The sequence below is a fragment of the Alteromonas macleodii ATCC 27126 genome, assembly GCF_000172635.2.
In the GTDB taxonomy this organism is placed as follows: Bacteria; Pseudomonadota; Gammaproteobacteria; order Enterobacterales; family Alteromonadaceae; genus Alteromonas; species Alteromonas macleodii.
Window position 1 is genome coordinate 717185 of the sequence record NC_018632.1, and the last position, 22682, is coordinate 739866.

Annotated in this window: 17 protein-coding genes and 1 pseudogene; 10 read left to right on the forward strand and 8 right to left on the reverse strand. The window is 45.3% G+C overall.

Annotated features, from left to right (window positions below; all coding sequences use genetic code 11):
• Nucleotides 1-6: 6 nt before the first annotated feature.
• From MASE_RS03095 to lysC, 6 genes are all read left to right on the forward strand, one after another.
• Nucleotides 7-1188, forward strand: coding sequence for an alpha/beta hydrolase-fold protein (locus MASE_RS03095; RefSeq protein WP_014948298.1), 1182 nt, complete (start codon nucleotides 7-9; stop codon nucleotides 1186-1188).
• Nucleotides 1189-1194: 6 nt separating this feature from the next.
• A complete protein-coding gene (locus tag MASE_RS03100) occupies nucleotides 1195-1479 on the forward strand; it encodes a hypothetical protein (RefSeq protein WP_014948299.1) in 285 nt (94 codons plus the stop codon).
• Between the two features lie 145 nt (nucleotides 1480-1624).
• On the forward strand, nucleotides 1625-2578 hold the full coding sequence (locus tag MASE_RS03105; RefSeq protein WP_014948300.1) for a DNA ligase: 954 nt from the start codon (nucleotides 1625-1627) through the stop codon (nucleotides 2576-2578).
• A 462-nt stretch (nucleotides 2579-3040) separates the two neighbouring features.
• Nucleotides 3041-5653, forward strand: a complete 2613-nt coding sequence (gene acnB, locus MASE_RS03110) for a bifunctional aconitate hydratase 2/2-methylisocitrate dehydratase (RefSeq protein ID WP_014948301.1) — start codon at nucleotides 3041-3043, stop codon at nucleotides 5651-5653.
• A 72-nt stretch (nucleotides 5654-5725) separates the two neighbouring features.
• A complete protein-coding gene (locus tag MASE_RS03115; protein ID WP_014948302.1) occupies nucleotides 5726-6175 on the forward strand; it encodes a DUF192 domain-containing protein in 450 nt (149 codons plus the stop codon).
• A gap of 60 nt (nucleotides 6176-6235) precedes the next feature.
• Nucleotides 6236-7585, forward strand: a complete 1350-nt coding sequence (gene lysC, locus MASE_RS03120) for a lysine-sensitive aspartokinase 3 (protein ID WP_014948303.1) — start codon at nucleotides 6236-6238, stop codon at nucleotides 7583-7585.
• 64 nt (nucleotides 7586-7649) lie between these two features.
• Here lysC and MASE_RS03125 read toward each other — a convergent pair whose 3' ends face one another.
• The 8 genes from MASE_RS03125 to lptD form a co-directional block, all read right to left on the reverse strand.
• Nucleotides 7650-8231 carry an SOUL family heme-binding protein gene (locus tag MASE_RS03125; protein WP_014948304.1) on the reverse strand — a complete coding sequence of 194 codons (582 nt, stop codon included), beginning with the start codon at nucleotides 8229-8231 and terminating at the stop codon, nucleotides 7650-7652.
• A gap of 227 nt (nucleotides 8232-8458) precedes the next feature.
• On the reverse strand, nucleotides 8459-10483 hold the full coding sequence (locus MASE_RS03130) for a HAMP domain-containing methyl-accepting chemotaxis protein (RefSeq protein ID WP_014948305.1): 2025 nt from the start codon (nucleotides 10481-10483) through the stop codon (nucleotides 8459-8461).
• A gap of 282 nt (nucleotides 10484-10765) precedes the next feature.
• On the reverse strand, nucleotides 10766-11593 hold the full coding sequence (locus MASE_RS03135; RefSeq protein WP_014948306.1) for a symmetrical bis(5'-nucleosyl)-tetraphosphatase: 828 nt from the start codon (nucleotides 11591-11593) through the stop codon (nucleotides 10766-10768).
• Nucleotides 11594-11600: 7 nt separating this feature from the next.
• Complete coding sequence (apaG, locus tag MASE_RS03140; protein WP_014948307.1) at nucleotides 11601-11975, reverse strand: Co2+/Mg2+ efflux protein ApaG; 375 nt, start codon at nucleotides 11973-11975, stop codon at nucleotides 11601-11603.
• 7 nt (nucleotides 11976-11982) lie between these two features.
• On the reverse strand, nucleotides 11983-12810 hold the full coding sequence (gene rsmA, locus MASE_RS03145) for a 16S rRNA (adenine(1518)-N(6)/adenine(1519)-N(6))-dimethyltransferase RsmA (RefSeq protein ID WP_014948308.1): 828 nt from the start codon (nucleotides 12808-12810) through the stop codon (nucleotides 11983-11985).
• Complete coding sequence (gene pdxA / locus MASE_RS03150) at nucleotides 12807-13793, reverse strand: 4-hydroxythreonine-4-phosphate dehydrogenase PdxA (protein ID WP_014948309.1); 987 nt, start codon at nucleotides 13791-13793, stop codon at nucleotides 12807-12809. Before pdxA ends, rsmA begins: the two co-directional genes overlap by 4 nt.
• A gap of 13 nt (nucleotides 13794-13806) precedes the next feature.
• A complete protein-coding gene (gene surA / locus MASE_RS03155; RefSeq protein WP_258312597.1) occupies nucleotides 13807-15120 on the reverse strand; it encodes a peptidylprolyl isomerase SurA in 1314 nt (437 codons plus the stop codon).
• Between the two features lie 28 nt (nucleotides 15121-15148).
• The gene (lptD, locus tag MASE_RS03160; RefSeq protein WP_014948311.1) at nucleotides 15149-17401 is read right to left on the reverse strand and encodes an LPS assembly protein LptD; all 2253 of its coding nucleotides are present in this window, start codon (nucleotides 17399-17401) and stop codon (nucleotides 15149-15151) included.
• 407 nt (nucleotides 17402-17808) lie between these two features.
• Here lptD and djlA point away from each other — a divergent pair, with 407 nt between their 5' ends.
• The 4 genes and pseudogenes from djlA (at nucleotide 17809) to recJ (ending at nucleotide 22632) form a co-directional block, all read left to right on the forward strand.
• Nucleotides 17809-18669, forward strand: coding sequence for a co-chaperone DjlA (gene djlA / locus MASE_RS03170; protein WP_014948312.1), 861 nt, complete (start codon nucleotides 17809-17811; stop codon nucleotides 18667-18669).
• Nucleotides 18670-19595: pseudogene (gene xerD, locus MASE_RS03175) on the forward strand (site-specific tyrosine recombinase XerD).
• Nucleotides 19596-19944: 349 nt separating this feature from the next.
• Nucleotides 19945-20667: a bifunctional protein-disulfide isomerase/oxidoreductase DsbC gene (dsbC, locus tag MASE_RS03180; protein WP_014948313.1), complete on the forward strand. Its 723-nt coding sequence runs from the start codon at nucleotides 19945-19947 to the stop codon at nucleotides 20665-20667.
• Between the two features lie 243 nt (nucleotides 20668-20910).
• On the forward strand, nucleotides 20911-22632 hold the full coding sequence (gene recJ, locus MASE_RS03185) for a single-stranded-DNA-specific exonuclease RecJ (protein WP_014948314.1): 1722 nt from the start codon (nucleotides 20911-20913) through the stop codon (nucleotides 22630-22632).
• Nucleotides 22633-22682: the final 50 nt, after the last annotated feature.

Sequence of the window (22682 nt, forward strand, 5' to 3'; positions counted from 1 at the left end):
TTAAGTTTGAAGTCACAAATACATATTATAATTGCCCTGCTATTTCTTGCTTTCACGAGCCTTTCGGCTAACAGCGAAACAGGCAGCGACAGCCAGCGTTACGAATTGAAAGTAGAGAAACTCCAGTCTAAAGTGCTAAACGAGCAACGAGAAGTGGTTGTTCAGCTTCCAAAAGGCTACGCCGAAAACCCCGACAAGAAATACCCCGTTATTTATCGTCTAGATGGTTCGGGAAATCTTACTATGATGAATGCAGTGCTAGAATCGCTGCAATCTCAGAATGCTGCTCCGGAAGTCATCATAGTCGCCATTGAAAATACCGACCGACTTCGCGATTTATATCCCACGGCAAATGAAGATCCAAACGGGCCTGTAGGCTATGGCGGTGGCGGTGCAAACTTTCTTTCCTTTATAACCACTGAGCTTATGCCGATGGTAGAGAAGAAATATCGCGTGCATGACTTTCGAGTGATAGAGGGTGCATCAGCCGGAGGCGTATTCGCGTTGTACGCACTTACCCAGAAGCCTGAGCTTTTTAACGCCGCGCTGACTTACAGTGCTGCGGTGTGGTGGAACTATGGCGCATCTGCAAAAAGTACGGTTGCATTCTTAAAATCTGCCAATCAATTAGACCACTTCATTTACACGTCTATCGGCAATGAAGGCGCGCCCATGCGCCCGTATTATAACGATATGATTTCTGGAATGCGGGCAAATCAACCTGCCGGATTAAGATGGGAGAACGAAGCCTACGAGGGAGTTACCCACAATTTGGTCTCAGCTGCGTCAACTTTCAGCGCTTACCATCATTTGTTCTTATCAGCTTATTTAAGGCCACAGCAGTTCAGTGGAGATATCAAAAGTATTAAAGACTATTACGCCCGTGTTTCAAAGCAGAGAGGCGAGAAACTCGACGCGCCGGAATGGGTTATTCGCGAGTTAGGTTATCACTATGTGGGTGAACAAAACTACGACAAAGCCATCGCCTTGTTTAAATACGATATTGCTGAGTATCCTCAAACGCCTGACGCATATAATGGCTTAGCTTATGGTTATGAGCAGATGGGCGAGTACAAAAAAGCGCTGGAAAGCGTGAACCAAGCTTTAGCACTTTCCTCGTCTGAGCACGATGGCCATCAGGTTTATGTTAATAGACAAAAACGCTTGCAGTCTTTATTGAAGGATTAAGTTATCTTGAACCATAAAAGCACAGTTAAACACGTAAACTGGATCGCCACTGCGGTTTGTATGGTCGGAATGGCCTTGGGAACGAGCGGGTGCAGTACCGTCACGACAGGCCAAACCGATCGCTGTATTGAGCAAGCTAACAACGCAGATGTTCATGGGGTGTACACCGCCGACGAGCAGCTAAATGCTTGCTTGGAAACTTACAAACTGCGACGTGATAAAGAAAGAACGGCAGGTGAAGCGTTTGCTGAAGACGTGCTGATCTCAGTTATTGATATTATTACCGACTAGAGCCGCTTCGATTAAGCGAAAAAACCTTCCTACGTACAGTTATAAAAGCAAAGAAGGCAGAGTAATTTACTCTGCCTTCTTTGTTTTTGCTTCTCTATTAAAAGCATTAAAGCAAGCAAAGGTTAACACGTTATAGGAAGAGCCGATGCGAAATTTTTTGACTGCTGTATATGTACTTTCAATCACCGCCATAGCTAACGTTAATGCTAATCACATGCTCGATACTGTCGAAGGGCTGCAGCTTGCTAAGCAATACGATCAAAGTCGCACTGATATCAACGTAGCTGACTATTGGGTTAGTGAGAAGCTAGACGGTATTCGCGCAAGATGGAACGGTACTGAATTACTTACCCGCAATGGGAACAAGATATTCGCGCCAACATGGTTCACCGCTAACTGGCCAGAAACCACTATTGACGGCGAACTTTGGATAGGAAGAGGGGAGTTTGAACGTACAGCTTCTATTGTGCTTTCAACGATGACAAACATCGAGCTGCATTCTGTCGCTAACGCTTCATCTAGCACAGTGTCTTCAGCAGACACTATAGCCGCAGCAAATTCTCTATCTGCAAAACGCTGGGCCAAAGTTAGATTTATGGCCTTTGACATGCCTATGATGGGTGAGCCCTTTGGTCGGCGACTCAACAGGCTTAACAGCCTAAGTAAATCTACACCTAATCCAACGTTTGCAGTTATCCCTCAATTTAAGCTTACGTCTATTGCTTCACTTGATGAAAAGCTGGAGCAAGTAACCCAGGAAGGCGGAGAAGGGTTAATGCTTCATCATGAACAAGCGCTGTACACATCCGGGCGAAGTGACATGTTGCTCAAAGTAAAACGCTTTGAAGATGCAGAAGGGAAAGTGCTGGCATTGCTTCCGGGAAAAGGACGATTTAAGGGAATGATGGGCTCGCTTCTTGTAGAAACGCGAGAAGGCATTCAATTTAAATTAGGAACGGGCTTTTCAGAAAATGAGCGCCAATCTCCGCCCGCTATCGGTAGCTGGGTAACCTTTAAGTACTACGGCTTAACTAAAAATGGAAAGCCAAAGTTTGCAAGCTATCTTCGCACCAGACCTCAGACAGACTTGCCCAATTAACAATTATTTACTGCCAGTATAGTCACAATGAACTGCCTCTCACTTACTGTTGTTATACCAATCCGCATGGATAAGTGCCCACTCAGAAGGCGCTGGCAAGCTTCATAGCCATTTTAACTCTCGCTGAGTAGGTAATTATCTATGCGGACTGGTATTAATCGTTTACGGTTTGCTTCAATTGAAGAATCATCGTGTACAGCTAACCCCTTGTCTTTAAGTCATAAAGCCCTATAACTTTACTACGTGTTAATTGCTAAAGTTACTTTGCTTATTTCTTTTTAATCGCTTTTGCCGTTTAAAAGTAATGGTATGAATAGCGATTATAAGTGAATTAAAAGGGCGCTAAATTTAAAAAATGAGCCCGTGAAGTTATACTGTTGATGATTTATTAAACACACCTTGCGTCAAGTGCGTACAAGACCGTTTACTCCCATTGCGCAAGCTAACTTAGAGGAAGAGACTGTGTTACAAGACTATCGCAATCACGTTGAAGAACGTGCCGCTCAAAATATTCCACCTAAACCGCTTAACGCTGAACAGGTAGCTGGCCTGGTTGATTTATTAAAGAACCCGCCAGCAGGCGAAGGGGAGTTTCTTTTAGAATTGCTGTCAGAACGTGTACCGCCTGGGGTTGATGAGGCAGCTTACGTTAAAGCTGGGTTTTTAAGTGCAATCGCAAAAGGTGAAGACAGTTGTGAGCTTATCTCTAAAGAGAAAGCCGTTGAACTGCTAGGAAATATGCACGGTGGCTACAACATTGCCACTTTAGTGGAGCTACTTGATGATAAAGCGCTTGCGCCGTTGGCAGCGAAAGAGCTGAAACATACTCTTTTAATGTTTGACGCTTATCACGATGTGGAAGAAAAGCACAAAGCGGGTAACGAGCATGCCACTGACATCATTAAATCTTGGGCTGAAGGTGAGTGGTTTACGTCGCGTAAGTTAATGGACGATAAAATCACTTACACCGTGTTTAAAGTAACAGGTGAAACTAACACTGATGATTTGTCGCCAGCCCCTGACGCATGGTCTCGCCCAGATATTCCTCTGCACGCCCTGGCAGCTTACAAGATGCCCCGCGAAGGTTTAGAGCCAGAAGAGCCAGGTGTTAAAGGCCCAATGGCGCAAATAGAAGAAGTCAAAAGTAAGGGGTATCCCGTAGCGTTTGTCGGTGATGTAGTTGGAACCGGCTCGTCACGCAAGTCGGCAACTAACTCTGTATTGTGGTTCTTTGGTGAAGACTTACCGGGTGTGCCTAATAAGCGTGGCGGCGGTGTGTGCATTGGTTCAAAAGTTGCGCCTATCTTCTTTAACACAATGGAAGACGCCGGTGCGTTGGTGTTTGAAGCCGATGTGGAAAAAATGAACATGGGTGATGTGATAGACATCTATCCGTTTGAAGGCAAAATCACCAACCATGAAACCGGTGAACTTCTTGCAGAATACAGCTATAAGTCGAAGGTGATTCTGGATGAAGTGCGCGCAGGTGGACGTATCAACCTGATTATTGGCCGTGGCCTTACCGAGAAGGCGCGTGAGACACTAGGTTTAGGCCCAACGGATTTATTCCGTACGCCTGAACAGCCAAAAGACAGCGGCGCGGGTTTCTCGCTAGCGCAGAAAATGGTGGGTAAGGCGTGCGGTGTCGACGGTATTCGCCCAGGAACCTACTGCGAACCTAAAATGACAACCGTGGGCTCGCAAGATACCACAGGGCCAATGACCCGCGATGAGCTTAAAGACCTAGCCTGTCTTGGCTTTACTGCCGATTTAACCATGCAGTCATTCTGTCACACCGCCGCTTACCCAAAGCCGGTGGATATAGAAACGCAGCACACGCTACCTGATTTTATAATGAACCGCGGTGGCGTATCGCTGCGTCCTGGCGATGGCATTATTCACAGCTGGTTAAACCGCATGCTGTTGCCTGACACAGTAGGCACGGGTGGTGACTCGCATACTCGTTTCCCATTGGGTATTTCATTCCCTGCGGGTTCTGGCCTAGTCGCGTTCGCTGCGGCAACCGGCGTTATGCCGCTAGATATGCCCGAGTCGGTATTGGTGCGATTTAAGGGTGAAATGCAGCCGGGCATTACGCTACGCGACTTGGTACACGCCATTCCGCTGTACGCCATCAAACAAGGGCTGTTAACGGTAGAGAAAAAAGGCAAGATCAACGCCTTCTCTGGCCGTATTTTAGAAATCGAAGGGCTAGAGAACTTAACCGTAGAACAGGCGTTCGAGCTTTCTGACGCGTCGGCGGAGCGTTCAGCAGCCGGTTGTACTATCAATCTATCTGAAGCGTCGATTGCTGAATACCTGCGTTCAAACATTACCATGCTTCGCTGGATGATTAACGAAGGTTATGGCGACCCTCGTACGCTAGAGCGTCGAGCGCAAAAAATGGAAGAATGGTTAGCTAACCCAGAGTTGATGCGCGCCGATGCAGACGCTGAATACGCTGAGGTTATCGAAATCGATCTTAACGAAATTAAAGAGCCAATTGTGTGCTGCCCTAACGATCCTGACGATGCGAAAACCTTATCTGACGTTGCAGGTGATAAGGTAGACGAGGTCTTCATTGGTTCATGTATGACAAACATTGGTCACTTCCGTGCAGCCGGTAAGCTACTTGAGCAGTACAACAAAACACTGCCAACCCGTTTATGGATGTCGCCACCGACTAAGATGGACAAAGCCCAGTTAATGGAAGAGGGCTATTACAATATTTATGGTCGCGTAGGCGTACGTACAGAAATGCCCGGCTGTTCACTATGTATGGGTAACCAAGCAAGGGTGGATGCGGGAACAACCGTACTTTCAACGTCTACTCGTAACTTCCCTAACCGCTTGGGCGATGGGGCGAACGTATATTTGACCTCAGCAGAGCTTGCCGCGGTGGGTGCCATTGTTGGGCGCATTCCAACTGCTGAAGAGTACATGGAATACGCTAGCAAAATTAATGCAATGTCGGGTGAAGTATTCCGCTACTTAAACTTCGACAAAATGCCTAGCTTTAAAAAGGCTGAGGAAGAAGCAAAAGCGCGCATTATTCCAACATTGAATGTTGCTTAAAATAGTGTATAAACTACAAAGCCGGTGACCGTTAAGGTGACCGGCTTTTTTTATGGCGAAAAGGAATGTCTAATGGGAAAATCTTTCTTTATTGTTGCTGCACTTGTATTAACCTTAGGGTGTGCAAAAGCGCAGGTTGACCCTGTATCGTCGCTGAATTCAGTGGACTTTGAATCCATTACACTTGAGATTGGCGGCAAGCACTATGAAGTTGAGTATGCCAAAACCTTTGAACAACGCGCACAGGGCCTTATGTTTCGCAAAGCCTTGTGTGAAGACTGTGGTATGTTTTTTAAGTTTTCTAGCCCAAAGTTTGCGGGCATGTGGATGAAAAATACCTTTGTTCCTCTAGACGTAGCATTTATCGACAGAAAAGGCGTAATAACGGATATAAAACCTCTCACTCCACATAGTTTGGAGTCGGTCGGATCATCGAAAGAGGTACTTTACGCGTTGGAAATGAACCAAGGGTGGTTTGCCGAGAATAATATAAAAGTAGGCGACCAAATAACGATTGATTAACCGCGCAAAAGGCGCGGTTGCTGCTAGCGAAATGCTAGTTTTATTCTGGAGTTAAATATAGTGACAAATGCCTTATCGATAGCTAAGTTCGGTGGAACTAGCGTTGCGAATTACGAAGTAATGCAAAACTGCGCCCGAATTGTTGCCGGTAATGACAAAACGCGCATTGTGGTAGTGAGCGCTGCGGCAGGTGTAACCAATCACCTAGTAAGCTTAGCGCACACACCTATGACGCAACAGCAAATTGAAGAGACCTGTCAGGCCATTATTAATATTGAGCTTGCCATTCTTAACAAGTTGAAAGATAAAGACGCGGTTGAGCCAAAACTCAACGACTTGTTAGATGAAATGCGAAGCTTAGCGTTTCATGAAGAAATCCTTCACCGTGATGATTTAAAAGATCAGCTGCTTTCAATGGGTGAGCGGATGTCATCGCTGATGTTCTCTTCAGTGCTTGCAGAGCAGGGCGTAAAAACCATGAACTTTGACGTACGTAAGGTGTTACGTACGGACAGTGAGTTTGGAGAAGGTGCGCCGCAAATCGAAGAAATCGAAAAGCTGTCTAAACAATTGCTGGCACCTGAAATTAAAGACGCGATAGTGGTTACTCAAGGCTTTGTTGGAGCCGATGAGGAAGGCCGTACTACAACGCTAGGTCGTGGTGGTTCAGATTTTACGGCGGCGCTACTTGCTGAAGCGCTTGATGCCGAATCGTGTGAGATTTGGACTGATGTAACAGGGGTGTACACAACTGATCCGCGCATTACGCCAGCCGCTCATCCGTTACCTGAACTCAGCTTTGAAGAAGCGGCGGAAATGGCCACTTTTGGTGCCAAGGTACTACATCCTGCCACTATGGAGCCTGCGCTTCGCAAGGACATAAAGGTGTTTGTAGGCTCTAGTAAGGAGCCAGAAAAGGGCGGTACATGGATTGTGCGTGATTGTGAGCACGAACCACCGTATCGCGCTATTACTCGCCGTAAAGAGCAGGTAATGGTGACAGTGAAAACACCGAAGATGATGTATGCGCAAGGCTTCCTACAGCAGGTATTTGCCATCATCGCTAAGCACAAGCTAAGTGTTGATTTGGTTACCACGTCAGAAATCTCGGTATCTTTTACCCTTGATAACCCTGCAAACTCTGTGGCTCAGCGACTAAACAAAGAAACCATTGCCGAACTTGAAACTATCTGTGATGTGAAAGTAGAAAAAGGTTACGACCTTGTCACGGTTGTAGGTAACAACATGCAAACCGCTGTTGGTGTTTCTAGCAAGATTTTAGCTGCGGTTTCAGATTTCAACCTGCGTATGATTTGCTTTGGCGCCAACCCGCACAACCTATCGTTCTTGGTTAACGAGACCGACAGTGACGACGTGGTTCGCAAGCTTCACACGGCGTTATTTGAATAAGCACCTACTGTGCTGAATGACCCCAAAAAACGGTCGCCTTAAAGGCGGCCGTTTTTATTTCACATCAGTTTGTAGATGATTTCAAAATGTCGACCGGTACAATGATTTCGTGACGTTTATTCCACGGTAGGGTGAAAGGCGAGTCGTAGCCCATATAGCTAGGTTCACCATCAAGCTCAATATTATTGTCCCTAAGGGCTTTAAGCAGTTTATTCGTATACTGCTTCTTATCGCTGTCCTTGTTGAAACCTGAATAACGAATAGCGGCTACCGTTCTCGCTGGTACAGTAACCAGCGATACATCTTTGTGCGTAGGCACAGGAGCGCTTTTAATGTCATATTTGCTGGGCAAGAAAAACATCATTGTTTCTGAAGATGAGACTTCGACAGGAGAGGTCATTGCAATTTCTTGAGAGCGCTTTCCAACTTCTACGGGGGACGTCATTGACACATTGCTACTGGATGTATTCTCACCAGAGATATAATTAAAGAGTAGTTGAAATGCTCCGTTATCTTCATTCCCACTAGACATTACGCCTAACGCTTCATTGTAATGCCTCACTTCAATATCTTCATCAAGGGTCTCGATAATGGAATAGGGAAGGGTTTCTGTATCTTTGTAATATAATGGCTCAGCCTGGATCATTGTTGACACCAATAAAGTAGTAATGAAAAGAGGCAAGCGAAAACGGGAAAATATCATTCTTTTTTAGTGGTTTGTTACGAATAGTCCTTATACGAATTAAAGCCGATTAATGCTCAGTTAAACTGTTCTTAAGTAACTATCTATGCATTCCTAAAGTGTGCCAGATTAATTGTTAGACACAAAAAAGGGGCTAAAAGCCCCTTTTTAAAACAGGTTCGTAAAAAGCGTTACACTTTAAACTGTCTGATAGACTGTTGTAACTCTTCAGCAAGTCGAGCCACTTCATGGCTAGACTCAGACGTTTGCTGTGCTCCAGCTGTCGTCTCTTCAGCGATACCCACAATAGTTTCAAGCTTTTCGCTGATCTCTTGTGATACCGTATTCTGTTCACGGGCAGACTGCTCAATTTGAGAGCTCACGTCATGGGCTTTGTGAACGGCGTCAGAGATGATATCCAATGCCTGTGTAGCCTTTTCAGTTTGTGCCACACACGCCGCAGTTTGCTCTTTACCTTGATTCATCACCGATACCGCTTTTTCAGCACCCGCTTGAAGCACTTCAATCATTGCGTTGATTTCTTGTGTCGATTCTTGAGTTCGGCTGGCGAGGGTTCTTACTTCATCAGCAACAACCGCAAAGCCTCGACCTTGTTCACCAGCACGCGCTGCCTCAATAGCAGCATTCAAGGCGAGCAGGTTGGTTTGATCTGCAACACCACGGATAACGTCTAAGATGCCACCAATGCTTGCGCTGTCTTGATGAAGCTTATTGATAACGTCTGCCGCTTCTTGAACGTCACGAGATAAGATCTCAATGGTGTTCTTATTCTCTAGTGAGATTTGGCGCACGTTCTCAGCCTCAGCATCCGCATGGCGAATTTGACTTAGTGTATCTTCAGCGTTTTGCACAACCAGTTGCGACGTAGAGTGCATTTCTGTGGTTGCTGTTGCTACTTGGCCAATTTGTGATTTCTGATCCTGAATTGAATGCGTCGTTTGCGCCGTCACTGCAGACGTTTGTTCTGAGGCGGCTGCCAGCTGTTCAGCACGAACGTTAATGGCTGTAATGAGCTCCTTCAGGTTTCCAATTAGCGTATTGCAGTTTCGGGCTAAAAGACCAAATTCGTCTTGCGCCGAATCGTCTAGACGGTGAGTAAGGTCACCCGATGAAGCCACCGTCAGAAGTTCATTTACACGATAAAGCGGACGTGTGATTGCGCGTACGGTCACGTAGCCAATAAATGCTGCTACTGCAATCGAGATAATAACAACCACAATAACGAACGTGTTGCCCGTCGCAATGGCGCCGTTAACCTGACTTTCTACATGTGACGCTTTCTTGTCTGCAAGATTGAGCAGGTTTTCTAGAGCGACAACCGCTTGCGCGATATTTGAGTCTGAAGCGTTAAGCGCTTTTTCAGCATCATTTCTGCGCTCTAGACGATCAACATGAAGCTGAACCACGCCATCGTTAGCTTTAATCGCATTGATTGCGTTGTTAACCAAGTCGTTAATATCATCAAGAGTACCAGAATCATCGCGGCCGCCCGCAGTTTGCATCATGTCGCTTAATTGCGTGACCACTTTCTCGACAACCAAATCAACTTCGTTGCCTAGCGTCTGTGAACGAACCAGTGTCTCTGTTTTAATGTACTCGTATGAAACCGTTAGCAAAGAAAGCAGCGACGTCTCAAGTTGGCTGCCGATTTCTGCCGCACGTCGTAGGTTAGGGTCGCGCTGAACAGCATCTAAGTCTGAGAAGTCTAGAAGGTAGGTAGATGCATCGTCTGCGTTGTCTTCAGCGTCACCCAGTCTGTCTTGAATTGTGTTGCGTATATCAAGGTACATTTGGTGATTTTTGTACATCGCTTCAACATTGGTGATATATGCTTCATATGACTCACGTACAGTATTTAGCGTGCTCTTTAGTTCAGGCTCGTTATTAACGGCCTGCGCCAGTTTCTTATATTCACTCTCAAAGGTGTCTTTGGCAGAGTTAAAAGACGCTCGTTTGTCTTTTAAGCCATTTAGATCTTCTTCGATGTAGCTCTCGAAGGTAAGTCGGCCCATATTGAGAAAGCTGGCTTTAAGTGCATTGCTGCCTGCTACTGTGGGTAATGCAACGTCATTTACTTCTTCCGTTGCTGAGCCTATTGAGTTGAGGTTATAAAGTGAAACAACACTAATGACGATCAGAAGTGCGCTAATCGCTACAAATCCCCCGATTACGCGTGTGGCTACCGTTATTTTCATCGGAACTCCTGGATGAGTGTTTTTTATTTTTATCCCTAACGATATTACCCGTCTCAGCAAACAAAATATAGCGATTAAAGAAGCTAGTTTGCTTAATTACTGAGTAGATAATGAGACATTATCGTTACTATCGTAAGTAAGTGTATCGGCTACAATAACTTAATGTTTATTTTATTTAGCACTTAAGTGTAGAAAGTTTAACTGGTAATACCAGTTGATGCGTAAAATTATACACGTAAATATGTGCGAATTGGATAATTGCGGAGCCAGTATACTCTGGTTTTAGGCAGAAACACTCACGAGCGAAGCGGAGTTCAGGTTTAGCAAAGTCATGCTTTGCCCCCAAACATAGCCTGTATCTAAGCCGATAAATTGATGACTGTTCGTTTGGCCCGACAGAGCTGCCCAATGCCCAAATATCACTCGTTGATCGTCAGCGAGCTTTTTATTCTCTACTTCAAACCATGGTTTTAACGTGCTACTAGTGCTGTGGGATACTGCGCTGGGATGAGATTTGTTATCAAAATCGAGTGTGCCATCTGTATGAACAAAACGCATGCGCGTACACGCATTCACAATAAAACGCAGTCGCTCATCACCCTTAAGTTTATCTGACCAGTTGTTGGGTTTATTACCATACATTTCTGAAAGAAAAGCAGCGTAATTGTCGGATTTTAGGATGTTACTAACTTCGTCACTAAGTGAAACGCACTCATCGATAGACCATTTAGGATAGAGTCCAGCATGCACCATTACTGATTGCTCATCTAACTTCATTGCCAACGGGAACTGACGCAACCAGTCAATAAGTTCGGCCAAGTCTGAAGCATTAAGTAGAGGCTCTAATTTGTCGGATTTTTTTGCTTTGCGGATGCCGTTTACAACGGTAAGTAAGTGAAGGTCGTGGTTTCCTAAAACACTGCTAAACTGGCTGCCTAGAGACTTTAAAAAGCGCAATGTGCTCAAAGAATCTTCTCCTCGAGCAACTAAATCACCTACTGCGAGTAGCGTATCGTTTTCTTCGTCGAATTTTACTTTATCTAACGCGCGACGAAGACCATCGTAACAGCCTTGTATATCACCAATGACGTACGTGTTACCTTGCGACATAGAAACCTTAATGAAGAATACTTGGAATGGCTAATCGGAAAACGTCGATAGGAACGCGAAAACGCTCGCCGCTCTCTAATTCCATTACATAGTAGCCTTCCATATTCCCAACCGGTGTGTCAATGACAGCGCCACTGGTATAGTCAAAATGCTCGCCCGCTTTCATGATAGGTTGCTTGCCTACAACCCCATCACCTTCAACTTCTGATGTCTTGCCATTTGCATCGGTAATTTTCCAGTAGCGACTGAGTAATTGCACCGTATGGTCGCTATTGTTCTCAATCGTAATGTGGTACGCGAAGGCAAATTGCTTTGAATCTGACGGAAGGTGGTCGGGAAGGTGACGGGTTTTCACCCGCACCTTAATATCAAGTACATCCATAGAGAACTTACTGCTCTTGTTGGTGCTCTTTTGCCGACACAGCGTTTGCTATTGTGGCAAAATCGTTAAGTGATAATACTTCTGCGCGAGAGGTAGGATCGATACCTAGCTCGCGGATCTCCTCTTCACTTAAACTGTCTTTCAGCGAGTTGCGAATGGTTTTTCGGCGCTGGTTGAACGCTTGTGCACAGACGCGCTCAAGCGTATTTACAGACTCAACGTCTACTGGCGGAGCCTGATGCGGCACTAGCTTCACTACTGCAGAATCAACCTTCGGGGGTGGCTTAAAGGCCCCCGGCGGAACATTGAGTACCGGAATGACGTGGCAGTAATACTGCGCCATAACGGAAAGCCTGCCGTAATTCTTAGAACCTGGTCCTGCTGCCAAGCGGTTTACCACTTCTTTTTGAAGCATAAAATGCATATCTTCTATGCAGTGAGCATGATCAAAAAGGTGAAACATTAGTGGTGTCGAAATGTTGTAGGGCAAGTTACCAAATACGCGAAGCTTTTTGTCTTTGACTGGCATTTCTTTAGAAAGGGCGCCAAAGTCCATGGTCATTGCATCTTGTTCAATAACCGTTAGCTTATTGCCGTTAAATGGATGGTGTCTCAATCGCTTAGCAAGATCTCTGTCTAGCTCAATGACTGTGAGTGCATCTACTTCTTCACAAACAGGATCTGTTAATGCGCCTAAACCGGGTCCAATTTCTACCAGGTTTTGTTCATTTTTTGGCGCGATGGCCGCAACAATCTTGCCTATCACGTAATCATCGTGAAGGAAGTTTTGTCCGAATCGCTTTCTGGCCGTATGGCCTAAGTGTGTTTTACTCATTGTTGATGATGTGCAAGCTCGATGGCTTTTTCCAATGCTTTTCTGAAACTACCGGCGTCGGCTTCACCTGTTCCTGCTAAGTCTAATGCAGTACCGTGATCTACCGATGTACGAACGAAAGGTAACCCTAGCGTGATATTCACTGAAGCCCCAAAACCCTTATATTTTAGCACGGGTAAGCCTTGATCGTGATACATAGCCAGCACTACGTCAGCATTTTCCAGATATTTGGGTTGAAATATGGTGTCTGCAGGTAGAGGGCCTGTGATCTTTAAGCCTTCTTCTCTTAGTTCGTTAAGCGCCGGAATGATGGTATGAATTTCTTCAGTGCCAATGTGACCATCTTCACCCGCGTGAGGGTTCAAGCCACACACATAAATGTGAGGTTCTTTAACGCCAAACTTCAATTTAAGGTCGGTGTTGATGATATGAATGACCTTATGAAGACGCTCTCGGGTGATAGCTTTCGCTACATACTCAAGGGGAATATGCGTGGTGGCAAGCGCTACATTAAGACCTTCAGTTGCCAGAAGCATAACCACATCAATGGTATTGGACTGATACGCAAAAAACTCAGTATGACCGCTGAATGATACCCCTGCTTTGTTGATAATGCCTTTGTGTACGGGGCCGGTAACGACGGCGTCGAAGTCGCCATCCATATTTGCCTGACACGCCTGGCGCAGAGTTTCTACTACGTATAAACCGTTTTCGCTATCAAGCTCGCCTGGCGTAACGTCAACGGATTTATCTATTTGCTTTATAAACAACGAACCCGCATCTTGAATTTGCGGGTTAGTGGCATCGTAATCGATTAGCGTTAATGGCAGCCCCAAGGCGCTTGCTCGTGCTTTGAGCATTTCGCCATCGGCAAACACGACAAGCTGAGCTTGCCATGTTTCCTGGGCCAGTTTTATGATCAAATCTGGCCCGATACCCGCCGGTTCTCCCGGCGTTATTGCTATTTTAATTGGTGTACTCATGAATAACTTATTGTTACGAGTCGACAACTTCTACGTAAGCGGCATCACGCATCTCACGTAACCAGTTCTCGGTTTCCTCTGAAAATTTACGGTTGAAGATAAGCTGGTAAGCTTTATCTTCTTTGCGCTTATCGGTAGCGTCATCAATACGACGTTCAATAAGCTGAATTAAATGCCAGCCGTGCACGGTACGAACAGGTTCACTAAATTCTCCAGGCTCAAGCTGTGCAAGTGCGTCTTTAAACTCAGGCACGTAATTATTTGGATCCGACCAGCCAAGCTCGCCACCGCGAAGGGCTGAACCAGGATCTTCTGAATGCTCTTTAGCTAGCTCTGCAAAATCAGCTTCACCATTTTTCACCTCTTCCTTGAAGCGGTTTAGCATGGCTTTAGCTTTGTCTTCGCTAAGAATGATTGACGGTTTAACAAGAATGTGGCGAGAGTTTACTTCTTCCACCGTGACTTTCTCGATACCGCGCGTATCTAATACTTTTAGGATATGAAAGCCTGCACCGCTTCGAATAGGTCCAACAAGAGCATCTTTGTCTTTGTTTTGAATAGCTTCAGCAAAAAGCGTCGGCATGGCGTTAATGTTAAGCCAGCCCATGTCACCGCCTTCGAGCGCTTCGTTACCTGATGATGACGCAATGGCGATTTTAGCAAAATCAGAGCCTGACTCTAATAGTGAAATGACTTTGTCTGCACGCTCACGTGCTGATTGAATATCTTCATCTGTAGGCTCTGGCGGGAAACCAATAAGAATGTGACCTAAGCGATATTCAGCTTGAGTAGCGCCTTGCTGTTCCATCAGGTCAATCAAGGTTTCAATTTCTTGAGGTGTAATATAAACACGGCGACGTACGTTAGCACGGCGAACTTCACCCATGATAACTTCTTCGCGAATGTCTTCGCGGTAATCATCGTATGCAATACCTTCTGCCGCTAATTGGGCACGAAGTTCTTCAATCGTTGCATTTTGATTCGCTGCAATGTTGCTAATGGTTTGCTCTAGCTGTGGATCGCTAATGCGAATACCCATACGCTCTGCCATTTGAAGCTGAAGGCTCTTAGTGATTAAACGCTCAATTGCCTGTGTACGAAGCGCACGATCTGACGGTAGCTGTTGATTATTAGCTTCTGCGTTGCGTTTAACGTCTTGTACAAGGGCATCAATTTCGCTTTCAAGCACAACACCTTGGTCAACAATTACGGCCACGCGGTCAAGCATGACCTCTTGCGCAACACTGTTAAACGAGAGTAGGGCACCTAACATCAATGCACGGATAATGAACTTCATACACACTCTTTTATTATTGGTTGATTGCATTTAAGCGCTGTAAGCGCTCAACTGCGGGTTAATTTAAACTATAAGGCTGACGATAGCCAAACATACCGTCTTGAAGCATGCTTCTTTGGGTACCAGATGACCCGATGCCTTTGAAAATAAATTGTAGCGATATTCCAGAATCAAAATCGTCTGTTGTCTGTTCGCCGCTAGCATTGTAACGGTTGTTCAGACTGCGCTGCGCAACTAATCGCACCGCCCAACAGCATGATTCATACTGGATACCTGCATAGGTTTCTACACTTCTATTGCGTTCAAGATCTCGGTAAGTACGGCCAACCCACTGCCAATTTTCAGAAATAGGCCAGCTTGCCGAAATACCAATTTGATCTATGGTTTCACCACTGAGATCGCGAACATAGCGATGACTTAATTGAATAAAGCGCGAATCATCTTTGCGGTATTCAATACCCACGCTGCTTAAGTCAACTTTGTCTGTGTCAGTGGTCACTTGCACATCAGAATGGAAGAACCAGTTTTTATTAAAGCGCCAATCCACTTCAGCGGCGAGCGCTGAACGATCTTGATTCTTGGTTGCCGCAATGACTTTGTTATCTTCAAGGTAGAATATCTGACCCACACTAAGAACAAATTGTTCCCGATTGTTTTTATCCAACATGCGTGTGGTCGCGCCAAGGGTGATTTGGTTGTTATCGCTTATCCTATCAAGGCCAGTAAATTCCTGACCTCTAAACAATCCTTCAACGTCGGTTAACAGCGGCGTTGAGTCATAGAATCCAATCGCAGTTTGGTCTTCATACGATGTATAAAGATATTGAATCTTTGGCTCTAAAGTCATCGACATATCGTCGCTGAACCACGATTTATCCCTTTCAAAATATAATGCGCCATAAAGGCGAGCTTGTCCTAATGTGCGTTCAACATCTTCTTTTAAGTCAGTTCCTTCAACATTGTCTTGTTGATAAACCGTTTGAAAAAGCGTGGTTTCTGCGACAAGTTCACCCCATGCTGCGCGAAGCGGCACCGCTAAAGTAGGTGCAACGTGAAAACGAGTCGCCGTTGGAGCGGTATCGAGAGTATTGTCAAAGTGTGCGACTTCTGAGTCTAGGTTGAACTCTAGATATTCACCTAACGCTTTGTTGTAGTTGATTTTGATCTCAGGTACGGCGCGATAGCTATCTGCAGTATTACCCAGTACTTCAAAATCTTTTATCTGCATATTTACGGATAGATTTTGCGAGTAGTAACTTAATCCAATGCTACGATATAGGTGGGTGTCAGCGCGACTATAATAATCTGAACCAAGATCAACTAAATAGTTGTCGTCACTTAATCCGTTGAAATCAACGTTTAGTAGCCAGTTGTCAGCTATAAGCCCTTGATGCTCCAAGCGATAAAAATATCGGTCAGGGTTCCCACTAATATCTGAGTCGCTCGGCAAGTACTCCACGTATGCTTTGCCTTGGCTACGCTCCGTTAGATAGCGGAACTCAGTATTCAGCTGAAGACCGCGAAGGGTCATCAATCGCGGTGAGATAGTCATGTCATAGTTGGGGGCAATATTCCAGTAAAAGGGCTGCGTATAGTCGACGCCCGTTCTGCTTGAACTGGTTAACTCTGGAAACAATAAGCCCGTTTGGCGCTCGTTGCTAACAGGGAACGCAAAATACGGTAAATAAAACACTGGAACATCGGCAATGTAGAAGCGTGTGTGTTTGGCTTGGCCCCATACGGTCCCTTTTTCCAAACTAATTTCACTGGCGCGTATTAGCCAGTCTTCATCGCCTTCAGGACACGTAGTGAAGCTAACTTCTTTGAGCACAATTCCCGTGTCTGTATCTAATACAATATCTTTTGCGGCTCCCTGACCCACAAAACCCGTCAGCTGATAGCGGGTATTTTGCATTTCTAAGCGCTCTTCTTCAGAGCGAAGGGTCACAGCATCGCTTTCTACTTTTAACTGCGAGTCTTGATACGTTACGTCGCCTTTCGCAATAAGGTCTCTGCCACTTCCGTTAATTTGTGCTTGAGATGCACTAATTACCGCAGTATCTGACGTGATATCAACATTACCAGAAAACAGCGCTACGGTATCTTGGATAATTTCAGTACGGTTAGCTTCAACCTTAACGTGGCCTTTGGGCATTAATGCCTGGCTACTGAAAGTAACAGGTTCGACTGAGCAGAATGCAAGAGGGACTGCATCTGACGTTGGTTTAGAATTTGAAGCTGTCGTTTCCTGTGCAAACGCGACTGTAGGCAAAAGAGTCGCGGAAACAAGCATGGCGCAGGTGTTTTTCATGCGTTAATGGGCGGCCTGTTTTGTTGTATGTTGCTTTTAAACCCAAGTAAGACGACGTCCGTCTCGGTTAGTTCGACATAACGTTTAAAAAAACAGTGATAATGCACATTACTTCTTGGCAAAGAGTTAATGTAGCTTTCACTCGCTATTACTATTTATATAAGCGCTCAATTCTAAGCACTTCTGTCGTAATTACCAACCATTCAGACAAAAAAATGCACTTTTATATGCACAACACATCAAAGACGGAGGCAATTAGTGGCAGTAAGCTTGATTTCAAGCTGCACAAGCCCTAGTTAATTAACTTATGTATTTGATATGATGATTGGTATAACGCGCTCTGCACGGCGTGATTTCACTACAGTAACATCAACTTTCTAAACAGTGCACCAACGGAGTATGACGCGATGTCAATTTGGGGAAAAATCCTCGGCGCCTTGTTCGGCTTTATGTTTCTTAAAATACCTGGGGCGATCTTAGGGCTGTTAGTCGGGCACTTTTTTGATAAAGCCTATCGCCAAGACTTCAATCAGCTAGGTGGCTTTGGGCGCTTTTTTACCGATCAGGACAATCTGAAGCAGCAAGCTATTTTCTTTCATAGTTTGTTTAGTGCGTTAGGCCATCTTGCTAAGTCTGACGGCAAAGTAACGGACAGAGAAATTCAAATCGCCACAGCATTAATGGACGAGATGCGTTTAACTGGAGATGCCCGTCGTGAAGCTCAGGATGCATTTAGAGAAGGCAAAGCACGAGACTTTCCTTTAGTCGATACGTTGAAAGGTTTTTACGACGCCAGCCACGGTAGACGGGATATTCTTCAAGTATTCTTAGAGATCCTTATTCAAGCCGCTTTCGCCGACGGTCAGCTTTCACAGGAAGAATACAACGTACTTGAAAAAGTAGCGAAGCCACTAGGCTTTAGGCGTCGTGATTTAGATTATCTAATTTCAATGTATGAAGCTGAAATACGCTTTAGGCAGCGGTCTAACTCTGGCTCAGGACAACGCACTCATTCAGGTCAACGTCAGCACAGCCAATCAGCCTATTCAGAACAGCAAAGTTTAGATGATGCCTATCATATATTGGGTGTGGCGGCATCTGACGATGAAAAGACAATAAAGCGTGCCTACAGGAAGCGCATGTCTGAGCATCACCCCGATAAGCTGGTGTCTAAAGGGCTACCTGAACAGGCAATGGAAATTGCGAAAAAGAAAGCGCAAGATATTCAATCAGCCTACGAGCTGATTAAGCAAAAGCGTGGCTTTTAGATGGCAAAAACTCAACGTGAGTTAACTTATGTGCCGGCAGCGAGTCAGGCGCATATCGATGGTTTTATCGAGATGCTTTGGCTTGAGAAAGGACTGTCCGATCATACTCAGCAGAGCTATCGCACCGACCTTACTAAGCTTGCTATCTTTAGCAACAATCAAGGCGTAAAAGATATCGCTGTGCTGACCACTGAGCAGCTTCAGGACTATTTAGCCTATCGTCACGACAAGGGGCTGTCCACACGCAGCACCCAACGTGCGCTTAGCGCTATCCGGGCGTTTTTCGTATTCCTAATTAGTAAGCAGGTTCGCGTTGATAGCCCAGTTTCCGCGCTGTCTAATCCGAAAACACCCAAAGCTTTGCCTTCTTCACTCAGTGAGCAACAAGTTGAAGATTTGCTAAATGCCCCCCTTACCGACGACCCTATTGAATGTCGGGACAAGAGCATGCTTGAAGTGCTTTACGCAACCGGCCTTCGTGTAAGTGAACTTATTGGGTTAACAATGGATCAAATAAGCCTTCAGCAAGGCGTAGTTAGGGTTGTGGGTAAAGGGAAAAAGAGCGCTTAGTGCCCCTTGGTGAAGATGCAATAGAATGGCTGCTGACCTATATTAAAACAGCAAGACCGATACTCGCCAGTAAGGCTTCTGATGTGGTATTTCTAAGCAAGCGTGGACAGAAAATGACGCGCCAAACATTTTGGCATCGCATTAAATACTATGCGGTGAAAGCGGGAATTGAGCAGCACCTTTCTCCCCACACGTTGCGTCATGCCTTTGCGACACACCTTTTGAATCACGGTGCTGATTTACGTGTTGTACAAATGCTGTTGGGGCACAGCGATTTGTCAACGACTCAAATATACACCCATGTAGCGACAGAGCGACTTCAAACTTTAATCCACAGTCATCACCCACGTGGCTAAATATACAAATAAAGAATGCTATAAATTGGGGGCTGTGTACGACGAGGCTCAGTGACGACGTATATAAAATAAAAAGGTCTATGATAGGATACGAGCCATGCAAAACGTTTAGAAAATACATTTTCCGTTAGTGCTTTAACGCGGCTGAATTTAAATGTTGACGTTAAATGTACTGAGGTTAAAAGAAAATTAGCGTTTAACGTGCAATTTTTTGCTAAGTTTTACGGTCTGAACGTTATGAATGTAAAAATTTTTAGCAATTGCTTTAAATGGAAGGTACCGATTCAAGCAGTTGCATGTTAAGCCAATAAGTACAAGAGAACTTAAATGGCAAAATGGAGAGTATTTAGTGAAAGCAGTAAAGAAAGTATTGTTAGCCAGTGTAGTTGCGGCAGGTTCTCTATTAGGGCTTAGTGCGCAAGCGGCTGATGAAGCGGCTATCCGTGATAAATTAACCTCAATGCTAGGGTTAGATGTAGAAACTATTGCTGACTCTCCAGTATCAGGGCTGGTTCAGGTATCAACAAACCGCGGTTTATTTTACGTAAGTGAAAACGGGCAGTATCTGCTTCAGGCTCGTGTTTTTAACATTGATGAAGAGATGCGTAACGAAACAGAGCTGGCACTTTCTGGGCTGCGCAAAGAAGGCGTAAAAGAGATGGAATCATCGTCTATTACGTTTAAGGCCAAAAACGAAAAGCATGAAATAAGCGTATTTACTGATATTACGTGTGGCTATTGCCGTAAATTTCACAACGAGATTGATGAACTCAACGATGCGGGCATCACCGTACACTACCTTGCGTTTCCACGTTCTGGGTTAAACAGTGAAAACTACAACGATATGGTGTCGGTGTGGTGTGCGAAAGACCCGCAAAAAGCGTTAACTAAAGCTAAAGCGGGTAACGACGTAGCTAGCGCAAGCTGTAAAAATAAAGTGGCAGAGCAGTACATGTTGGGTCAAAAATTAGGCGTGAATGGCACGCCAAATATCGTACTGCCAGACGGTTCATTGATTCCTGGTTATCAGCCAGCTGCGTTGCTTGCTAAAGCATTGGAGGAAGCTGAATAGCCATTCAGTCCTTAACCTTAAATATGATAAAAACGCACGCTTTGTGCGTTTTTTTGTTTTCTGCGGTATGATTCGTCCTCATATTTTCTAGCGTTTTTTCGTACAGTTTTGCTTTGCAGTTCACTCGGGCGTTTACTTGGAATCTGCACTAATTATCAAGTGTCCCGACTCCAGTCTTTTTATTTAAAGCCTATTTGAACTGGCATCGACAACTGCATTTACAGTATTGGTTAGTGGTATTTCATGATTTTGCCTATTGTTCGCCGTGAGGTTACCGGCGCCTCGCTTAGTTCCGACTTACATCCTGTTATCGATAGAATTTATCGCGGTCGTAATATTGCGAATTTAGATGACTTGGAGAATGGTCTAAAAGGGCTAACACACTTCAATGTCTTGAAGGGGATGCCGCAGGCCGCGCAAATTCTCGCTGATGCTGTTGTGCAAAATAAACGTATTATTATTGTGGGCGATTTTGATGCCGACGGAGCAACCAGTACATCGGTATGTATATTGGCGCTTCGAGCCATGGGCTATCACAACGTTGATTTTCTTGTACCTAACCGCTTTGACTTTGGTTACGGACTTAGCGTGCCTATTGTGGATGAAGCTGCCAAACAGGGGGCAGAGGTTATTGTCACAGTGGACAATGGCATTTCCTGTATTGACGGTGTGACCCATGCAAAGTCGTTGGGAATGCAGGTTGTTGTTACCGATCACCATTTGCCAGGCGATGTTCTACCTCCTGCTGATGCGATAGTAAATCCTAACCAACCTGGCTGTGAATTCCCTTCTAAAAATTTGGCTGGGGTTGGCGTTGCCTTTTACATCATGCTAGCACTTAAAGCCGAGTTACAGCAGCAAGGGCATTTTGAAAGAGCGGGAGTAGCGCCACCAAACCTAGCGTCGCTACTTGATATTGTTGCGGTTGGCACCGTGGCCGATGTAGTAGTGCTTGATAAAAACAACCGAATTTTAGTTCATCAAGGCCTTCAGCGCATTCGGGCGGGTAAGTGTCGACCTGGCATTAAAGCATTGGTCGAAGTAGCGAATCGCGATTGCGCTCACTTAACCTCAACTGACTTAGGCTTTGTGGTTGGGCCAAGGCTTAATGCCGCGGGTCGATTAGACGACATGTCGCAAGGCATTGCGTGCTTGTTGGAAGATGAAACCATTCAAGCGCGAATGATCGCTGCGGAACTCGATGCGCTTAATAAAGAACGCCGTGAAATTGAGACCGGCATGAAAGCGCAAGCAGAAACCGTGCTAGAGCAAATGGCGCTGGATGAAGGCGATATGCCAAGCGCACTGGTGGTTTATCGCGAAGACTTTCACCAAGGGGTTATTGGTATTGTGGCAGGGCGTTTGAAAGAAAAGTACCTTAAGCCCGTTATTGCTTTTGCCCATCAAGACGACGAGATCATTAAAGGTTCGGCACGCTCAATTCCCGGCGTGCACATTCGCGATGTACTTGATGAAGTTAATACGCGCTACCCTGGCGTTATCGAAAAATTTGGCGGGCATGCCATGGCCGCTGGATTAAGCTTGCCCGTAGCTAAGCTTCAAGACTTCGAGCAGGCTTTTGTTGATATTGCGCGAGCGCACATGGCAAAGCTTGATGGAAATCATGCTTTACTTTCCGACGGTGACTTGTCATCGAAAGAGCTGTGTTTACCCTTTGCGCATTTACTGCGTCAAGCAGGTCCGTTTGGACAGGGCTTTGAATCACCGCTATTCGATGGTGAATTTGCACTACTTGACCAGCGCTTAGTTGGCCAAAAGCACTTAAAAATGGTGTTAAAAAGTGACGGTGCTAACGAGGTCGATGCTATTGCGTTTAACGTTGATTTAAAATCATGGCCGAATGCCATGGTCAAACGCGTGCATATTGCCTATCGGCTCGATATCAACGTATTTCGCGGTCAGGAAACCGTGCAACTTATTGTAGAGCAAATAGAAGCGCGTTAGCAGGAGCGAGTTCACACGCAGACGGATGGCCAGTAAGCCTAACGAGCAAT

Coding starts and splice junctions, on each gene's coding strand:
- MASE_RS03105 (WP_014948300.1), top strand. CDS start 1,625: ATGCGAAATTTTTTGACTGCTGTATATGTACTTTCAATCACCGCCATA.
- MASE_RS03115 (WP_014948302.1), top strand. CDS start 5,726: ATGGGAAAATCTTTCTTTATTGTTGCTGCACTTGTATTAACCTTAGGG.
- MASE_RS03125 (WP_014948304.1), bottom strand. CDS start 8,231: ATGATCCAGGCTGAGCCATTATATTACAAAGATACAGAAACCCTTCCC.
- MASE_RS03130 (WP_014948305.1), bottom strand. CDS start 10,483: ATGAAAATAACGGTAGCCACACGCGTAATCGGGGGATTTGTAGCGATT.
- MASE_RS03135 (WP_014948306.1), bottom strand. CDS start 11,593: ATGTCGCAAGGTAACACGTACGTCATTGGTGATATACAAGGCTGTTAC.
- apaG (WP_014948307.1), bottom strand. CDS start 11,975: ATGGATGTACTTGATATTAAGGTGCGGGTGAAAACCCGTCACCTTCCC.
- rsmA (WP_014948308.1), bottom strand. CDS start 12,810: ATGAGTAAAACACACTTAGGCCATACGGCCAGAAAGCGATTCGGACAA.
- pdxA (WP_014948309.1), bottom strand. CDS start 13,793: ATGAGTACACCAATTAAAATAGCAATAACGCCGGGAGAACCGGCGGGT.
- surA (WP_258312597.1), bottom strand. CDS start 15,120: ATGCAATCAACCAATAATAAAAGAGTGTGTATGAAGTTCATTATCCGT.
- lptD (WP_014948311.1), bottom strand. CDS start 17,401: ATGAAAAACACCTGCGCCATGCTTGTTTCCGCGACTCTTTTGCCTACA.
- djlA (WP_014948312.1), top strand. CDS start 17,809: ATGTCAATTTGGGGAAAAATCCTCGGCGCCTTGTTCGGCTTTATGTTT.
- recJ (WP_014948314.1), top strand. CDS start 20,911: ATGATTTTGCCTATTGTTCGCCGTGAGGTTACCGGCGCCTCGCTTAGT.